General features: G+C 41.1%; 8 protein-coding genes. All 8 read left to right on the top strand.

Annotated features, from left to right (window positions below; genetic code table 11):
- The coding region (locus tag J6O61_RS00505; protein WP_292208266.1) for a DUF4256 domain-containing protein at positions 1-276 on the top strand (276 nt) is incomplete at its 5' end.
- A 71-nt stretch (positions 277-347) separates the two neighbouring features.
- Positions 348-764 carry a pyridoxamine 5'-phosphate oxidase family protein gene (locus J6O61_RS00510; RefSeq protein ID WP_292208270.1) on the top strand — a complete coding sequence of 139 codons (417 nt, stop codon included), beginning with the start codon at positions 348-350 and terminating at the stop codon, positions 762-764.
- 280 nt (positions 765-1044) lie between these two features.
- The gene (gene bioB / locus J6O61_RS00515; RefSeq protein ID WP_292208272.1) at positions 1045-2004 is read left to right on the top strand and encodes a biotin synthase BioB; all 960 of its coding nucleotides are present in this window, start codon (positions 1045-1047) and stop codon (positions 2002-2004) included.
- Between the two features lie 253 nt (positions 2005-2257).
- A complete protein-coding gene (locus tag J6O61_RS00520) occupies positions 2258-3454 on the top strand; it encodes a trans-sulfuration enzyme family protein (protein ID WP_292208274.1) in 1197 nt (398 codons plus the stop codon).
- A complete protein-coding gene (locus J6O61_RS00525; protein WP_292208276.1) occupies positions 3451-4086 on the top strand; it encodes a TetR/AcrR family transcriptional regulator in 636 nt (211 codons plus the stop codon). Before J6O61_RS00520 ends, J6O61_RS00525 begins: the two co-directional genes overlap by 4 nt.
- Positions 4087-4274: 188 nt before the next feature.
- Positions 4275-5294: an NAD-dependent epimerase/dehydratase family protein gene (locus tag J6O61_RS00530; protein WP_292208277.1), complete on the top strand. Its 1020-nt coding sequence runs from the start codon at positions 4275-4277 to the stop codon at positions 5292-5294.
- 35 nt (positions 5295-5329) lie between these two features.
- Entirely contained in the window at positions 5330-5686 is a 357-nt protein-coding gene (locus J6O61_RS00535) for a dihydropteridine reductase (RefSeq protein ID WP_292208281.1), read from the top strand.
- On the top strand, positions 5686-6994 hold a 1309-nt coding region (locus tag J6O61_RS00540), incomplete at its 3' end, for a hypothetical protein (RefSeq protein WP_292208283.1). The genes J6O61_RS00535 and J6O61_RS00540, both read left to right, overlap by 1 nt.

Genomic DNA, 6994 nt, shown 5'->3' on the forward strand with positions numbered 1-6994 from the left:
TTACAGGGGCGTGCTAAAAACCCGCCGTCAGGCAGCGCCGAATGGAAAGCAAAAGAAATCGGCGTTTTGATCATGACGGAGGAACTCTATCGCCGACTGCAAAGTCTCGGGGAATTTGATTTGAAAACGTCAAGTTGGATCGCTACGCCGGATGATATTCGCGACAAGGGCGGTGCATTGTTCTGCGAACGACGTTACGGAACGGTTTTCACATTTCATAACGGGGCGGATTCATACTATTCCGTGCGCGGGTTCAGAGGTTATACTCTTATATAAATTCAAGTTTGTCGGGATGAGGCATAGCACTTTAACTTGGAAAATATTATACGAAATTATAGAGGAACATTATGGATAATACTATTGAAAACTTTATCAGAAAACAGAAGGTCGCCTTTATCTGTTCTATTGACGAAGAAGGATTTCCAAACGTGAAAGCGATGCTGAAGCTGAGAAAAATGGATGGGTTGCATTATTTCTATTTTTCTACAAACACCTCATCAATGAGGGTAAAACAGTACATGAATAATCCTAATGCCTGCATATATTTCTATCATAAGGGCTTGATTAAGTATGTTGGGGTCATGTTGAAGGGTAAAATGGAAGTGCTTACTGATCAAGAGACAAAAGATATGATCTGGCGCAAAGGTGATACGATGTTCTATAAGGGTGGAGTTACTGATCCGGATTACTGTGTATTAAAGTTTACGGCTGAAAGCGGAAGATACTATTGTGATTTGAAGACGGAAAGCTTCAAGATCGAATAGCGGGTTAAACCGGAAGTTATCTAAACATGTATTATAGGAGTTTTTATGAAACTCCTTTTTGTTTGCTTTTGAAAAATATAACGTGTTTTTAAAATATCAACCTGCATATAGTGGTGGAGTGACATTTTGTTTTGCCTCTGCTATAATCTACTATGTCCTAAAAAATTATTGGCAAGTCCAAAGAACAATCATCAACGTGTCTCGTATGAACAATCATCAGCATGTCTTGTATGAAAAATTATCGATAAGTCTAATATAAAAACGATATAGCGAGGGGAAAATGAATATTCAGAATCTTACTAATGAAATAATAGATGGAAGAAGACTTGGAAGAGAGGATGACCTAAGCTTCCTTAAAGAATGCCCATTTGATGAACTGACAGAAGGTGCGGACAAAATACGCAAGGAGCTGGTAGGTGAAAGAGTTGATCTATGTACTATAATTGCTGGAAAGAGTGGCAATTGTGGTGAGAACTGCAAGTTCTGTGCCCAGTCTGCTCACAACCACACAGAGTGCGAAGTATATGGTCTTATGGATTACGACAGGATATATGCGGAAGCTAAATCTAATGAAGAAGAGGGCGTGGATAGATTTGCCATAGTTATATCAGGACACAGCCCATCTAAGGAAGACTTTGAAAAATTGATTGAAATATATAAAAAGCTTAGAAATGATCTCAAGATATCACTTTGTGCCTCGCTTGGATTTCTGACACAGGAACAATTCGACAGGCTCTATGATGCAGGAGTCAGAAGCTATCACAATAACATCGAAACATCGCGGAGATTTTTCAAACATATATGCACTACTCACACATTTGACGATAAGATTGCTAATATAAAGAGAGCACAGGCTTCAGGGCTTAGCGTCTGCTCAGGTGGCATCATCGGAATGGGTGAAACCATGGACGACCGAATCGATATGGCGCTCGAACTTTCGGAACTGGGCATCGGGTCAATCCCAATCAATTCGCTCATCCCTATCCCTCATACACCGCTGGAAAACCTTCCGACCCTTACGGAAGATGAAATCCTCAGGACAGTAGCTATCTTCAGATACATCAATCCGAAGAGTAACATACGGCTTGGTGCAGGAAGGAAACTGATATCTGGAAATGGAATCGCGGCATTTACAGGTGGTGCAAGCGCGACGATAACAGGAAATATGCTGACAACTTCAGGTTCAACAATCCAGAGTGACCGCGATATGCTCAAGGCTCTGGGCAGAAAAATAGTATAAAAGATAGTAAAAAATATATATAATTCAAAAATGCCTTTACCTATGATATACTACAGAGTTGAAAAAACAGGGCGATAGTTTTTACGCCTTCAGGATAAGAAAATGACGAATAAGTATGGCTTGGGAAGAGGCATTTTTATTATTTTTACAAGATATCAGAGTAGATTTTTTGAATCCAATTATGAGATTCTTCTCCTTCTTGGGGAATGTGGGTTGGTTGTGAGGAAAAAGTTTTAAGCGGAGGAAAACTAAAGTGGCTAAGAAAGAAAACAAATATAAGGGATACGATATCACAACACAGGCAATTCATACAGGAACGGATTATGATGAAGAAACCGGCGCAGTAAGAAGACCACTTCATATGGCAAACAGCTATAAGCTGCCTGACGATTTGTCGCAGGTCAACTATTCATCAACTGATCTTTTGATGTATTCCAGAAATGGAAATCCCAATCAACATTGGCTTGAGGAGAAGGTGGCTGCATTACATGATGCGGATGATGCTATTGTACTGGGAAGTGGCGTGGCAGCTTTGCATGCCTTGTTCTGGACACTTCTTAAGTCAGGCGACCGCGTGATTTATCCCAATGTAAGCTATATGGCGGTTTATCGCATGTTTCATGAACTGTTTAACCGCAAGTTTGGCGTAGAAACGATAATGGTGGATATGACGGATCTTGATGCTGTGAAGCAGGTGATCACACCGGGAACAAGGCTTGTCCATATTGAGACACCGGATAACCCGACGAATGGTGTTACAGATATTGAAGCCATTGCAAAAATAGCTCATGAAAATGGAGCGCTCGTTTCTGTTGACAATACCTTTGCATCTCCGTTCAATCAGAAACCGCTTGAACTTGGAGCCGATTTTGTCGTGGAAGCGCTGACAAAGTTTATCAACGGTCATGGCGATGCGCAGGGCGGCGCAATTATCTCGAATGATCTTGAGGCAATGGATCGTATCCGCTATGAAGCGCAGGTCAATGTGGGTTCCGTAATCAGCCCTTTCAATGCATGGCAGATATTCAGAGGTTCGGTGACGTTCCCTCTCAGAATGCAGCGGATCAATGAATCTTCCCAGAAGATAGCCGAGTGGCTTGAGCAGAGGGAAAACGTAACTTTTGTATCCTATCCGGGACTTCCGAGTAATCCGGGTCATGAATTAGCAAAGCGGCAGATGAAAAACGGCTACGGTGGAGTTATATCCTTTGGCGTAGATACAGATGATAAGACCGTTGAACGCTTTTGCGCGGCACTTAAGGTCGTAACATTTGCCGTATCTCTTGGACATGATGAAAGCCTGATTTTCCCACAACCGAGTTATGATGAGCGAATCAACCTATATCCGCAGAAATTCAGAAAAGGCTTTATCCGCTTTAGTGTTGGACTCGAGGACCCGGATGATATCATAGCAGATTTGGATCAGGCGTTGAAATCGGTGGGGTTATGATCGAACTGAATTTATTAACATCAGAAGAGATAAAGGAAAAACTGATAGAAAATATGAATAAGAATGAGAGCAAATATTTTAAATCAGCAGAGAAGATGCATAATGCGTTGATAACACTCCTTGATAGTAAGGACTTTGAGTATATTACCATTAAGGAAATATGTGAGACTGCAGGAGTAAACAGATCAACATTCTATCTTCACTATGATAATGTAAATGATCTTCTGCAGGAAACTGTGGAAGCCGTATATAAAGATTTCTTTGGCCGCTTCGGTGCCGAGGGTGCTGAAGGCATTGATATAGATGATAAAGACGATGAGAAACTGTTTCTTGTTACCCCGGGATATCTGATGCCATATCTGAATTTTGTAGAAGAGAATAGGAAACTCTTTTACCTGATGTATGAAAAGAATGAGATGATGGGCGCCGAAAAAACCTATGAGACATGGTTTAAGAACATATTTGGGCCCATACTTACAAGGTTCGGAGTTCCGGAAAATGAGCAGCCGCTTATAATGGTCTTTTATCTTAAGGGTATTATCGGAGTTGTCACTGAGTGGGTACGAGGGGGATGCGCCGAGTCCAAAGATGAGATCATAAGCGTTATACAGAAGTGTATCATCAAGCCATAGAGCAGTAAAAACAGTATATCGGACTTACAAATCAACACTTTTTACAAAACGTGTCGGGACCTGTGCTCCTTAAATCAACACATTTTGCAAAAAGTGTTGTTCTTTTTGCAGGCTCATTTTTCTATAATGACTTCAAGCTCAAAACAGAGAGCAAGAAAACAAATTGAAAATAAGAGAGGAAAAGATAAATGAGCCAAACAAATAAGATGTATCTGGTAACAGGAGCAGCAGGATTTCTTGGAAGCACAGTCTGCAGAAAGCTTGTTGATAGAAACGAAAAAGTAAGGGCATTTGTCCTTGAAGGTGATAAGTCAGCCGCATATCTTCCGGAAGAAGTAGAAATCGTATACGGAGATCTTTGTAATAAAGATGACCTGGAGAGATTCTTTGAGACGCCTGAAGATACAGAGGTGATCGTGCTCCACATAGCAAGCATCGTAACAGTTAATCCCGACTACAGCCAGAAAGTCATGGACGTAAATGTCGGCGGGACAGAAAATATCATAGAGATGTGCAAAGAGCACAATGTTTCAAAGCTCGTTTATTGCTCATCAACAGGAGCAATACCTGAGGAAGAGAAGGGAAGCATAAGAGAATGTGAGGGTTCGATCCCGCTTGATCCTGAGAGAATCAAAGGCTGCTATTCATTGTCAAAGGCTATGGCAACAAATGTGGTGCTCAAGGCTGCAAAGGAAGGGCTTAATGCATGTGTGGTTCACCCTTCAGGAATCCTTGGACCTAAGGACTTTGCAATGGGTGAGACCACAAAGACTCTGGTTGATATCATCAATGGTGAGATGCCCGCCGGAATTGACGGAAGCTTTAATCTGTGTGATGTAAGGGATCTGGCTGACGGAGTCATTGGAGCAGCGGATAAGGGAAAAAGCGGAGAGTGCTACATTCTTGGGAATGAGCCTGTCAGCTTTAAGGATTTTACAAAGCTTGTTTCAGAGGAGAGCGGATGTAAACAGATGAAGTTTTTTTTACCTATATCAGCAGCAAACTTCATTGCAAAGATACTTGAGAAAAAAGCCAAAAAGACAGGAGAAAAGCCGCTTATGACAACTTTCTCCGTTTATAATCTTGCAAGGAACAACCGCTTTGATTCAAGTAAAGCAAGTAAGGAACTTGGTTATACTACAAGATCATACAGAGAGACCATACGTGACGAGATCAGATGGCTCAAAGAAACAGGAAAAATAGCATAATTATTTATAGAAAGAAAAGACAGGAGAACAATGAGATGAACGATTTAGATAAGGTTTATGCGGAGAGTGTAGCAAAGGAATATATGCCCAGGGAGACAAACAAGGTCAGGCAGCTTAAAAAGCTTGATGAGAGAGCAAAGCTCCCGGCTTTCATTTCGGCAATGACACTGGGAATCATAGGAACTCTGATTTTTGGCACAGGAATGTGCTTTGGGCTGGGCGTCTTTGGAACAGGAGCAGTTTTCATGATCGTCGGAGTACTGTCGGGACTGGCAGGTGCTGCAATCTGCATCACTAACTATCCTTTATACAAGAAGCTTCTGAAAAAGGGAAAGGAAAAATATGCCTTTGAAATTCTGGAACTTGCTAAAGAGATAACAGGAGAAGCATAATGACGGAAAATAAGAATGTAGAAACAATACTTAAGAATGGTGACAAGGCTTTATCTGGAATGCCTTATTTATACAGATCCAAGGGCCTTCCAAGTGAGGTTTATGATGTCAGGATGAGGGAAGGCATAAATGGTGAACTTCTGAAACTGGCGATAGCAGACACTGTCATCAGATACCCTTACTTTGGCGTCAGATTCATAGAAAAAGATGGAGATTTCTATGCGGTAAGGAATGAAATGAAGCTTGAGGCACATCACAAAGATGGATTTATCCCACTGGGCGGACATAGTAACAACTATCATCTCATGGGAGTTACATATTGGGAAAAGAGCCTTAAACTCTCTTTTCATCACGGACTTACAGATGGAAGAGGTGCAAAGACATTTCTAGAGATATTGCTCAGATTCTACAGTGATTATAAAAATGCTGACATGGGTGAATATGAGCAGATAAGAGAAGAACACCACTTGCTGGCATCTGAACTATCGGTAGCCGAACTTACTGATCCGTGTGAAAAGAAGTACGAGCTAAATGGAAAAAGCATGAAGATTGAAGGCCTGTCCGACAAGGGATATAAGCTTCCTGAAACAAAGAACAAAGATGATCATAGGCGTTATGAGATCAGTTTTTCACAGAAGCAGTTTATGGATGCCTGCAAGAGCATCGGCGCATCTCCGATCACATATCTGAGCATACTGATGAGCAGAGGGATAAAAGAGATTTCTTTAGACTGTGATAAGACTATAGTATGTAATTTCCCTATGGACGCAAGACATATATTAGGTTGTGATGACACCTTCAAAAACTGTGTTAAGAGTATGACTCTGCCTTACGGAAGAGAAGAGGAGAACCTTTCAGACAGTGAAATAGCTGCGAAATATAAAAGGCTTCTCAATGCCCAGAAAGAGCATGATCACTGTGCAAAGGAATTTAATAATATCAATATGCTTCTGAGTGTCATAGGACATTTTCATTCATTTGCAGGAAGACAGAAACTCCTTGGATTCATGGAAAATCTTGCGCTGGACACTTATCTTATAAGTTACATAGGTCAGTTTGATATGCCGGGTGAACTTGTGGATGAGGTACACCTGTATTCAAACTGTTCAAGCGGTCTTGTGCTCAATATGACATGTCAGAGTGGGAAATTTATCATTGATCTGACACAGGATTTTTCGACTGACAAATATGTAAATGCACTTAGGAAGCAGTTTGAAAAGGCAGGAATAGATCTGGTAGTATCTGATGAGATCATATTTGAAACGCCATTTGATGAACTCTCAGAAATCATAACATCACCGGCAGACA

The sequence above is a fragment of the Butyrivibrio sp. genome, assembly GCF_017635265.1.
Taxonomy (GTDB): Bacteria; Bacillota; Clostridia; order Lachnospirales; family Lachnospiraceae; genus Butyrivibrio.

Bases quoted from the DNA above. Each gene is read 5' to 3' on its own strand.
- bioB (WP_292208272.1), top strand. From the start codon at position 1,045: ATGAATATTCAGAATCTTACTAATGAAATAATAGATGGAAGAAGACTT.
- J6O61_RS00525 (WP_292208276.1), top strand. From the start codon at position 3,451: ATGATCGAACTGAATTTATTAACATCAGAAGAGATAAAGGAAAAACTG.
- J6O61_RS00510 (WP_292208270.1), top strand. From the start codon at position 348: ATGGATAATACTATTGAAAACTTTATCAGAAAACAGAAGGTCGCCTTT.
- J6O61_RS00530 (WP_292208277.1), top strand. From the start codon at position 4,275: ATGAGCCAAACAAATAAGATGTATCTGGTAACAGGAGCAGCAGGATTT.
- J6O61_RS00535 (WP_292208281.1), top strand. From the start codon at position 5,330: ATGAACGATTTAGATAAGGTTTATGCGGAGAGTGTAGCAAAGGAATAT.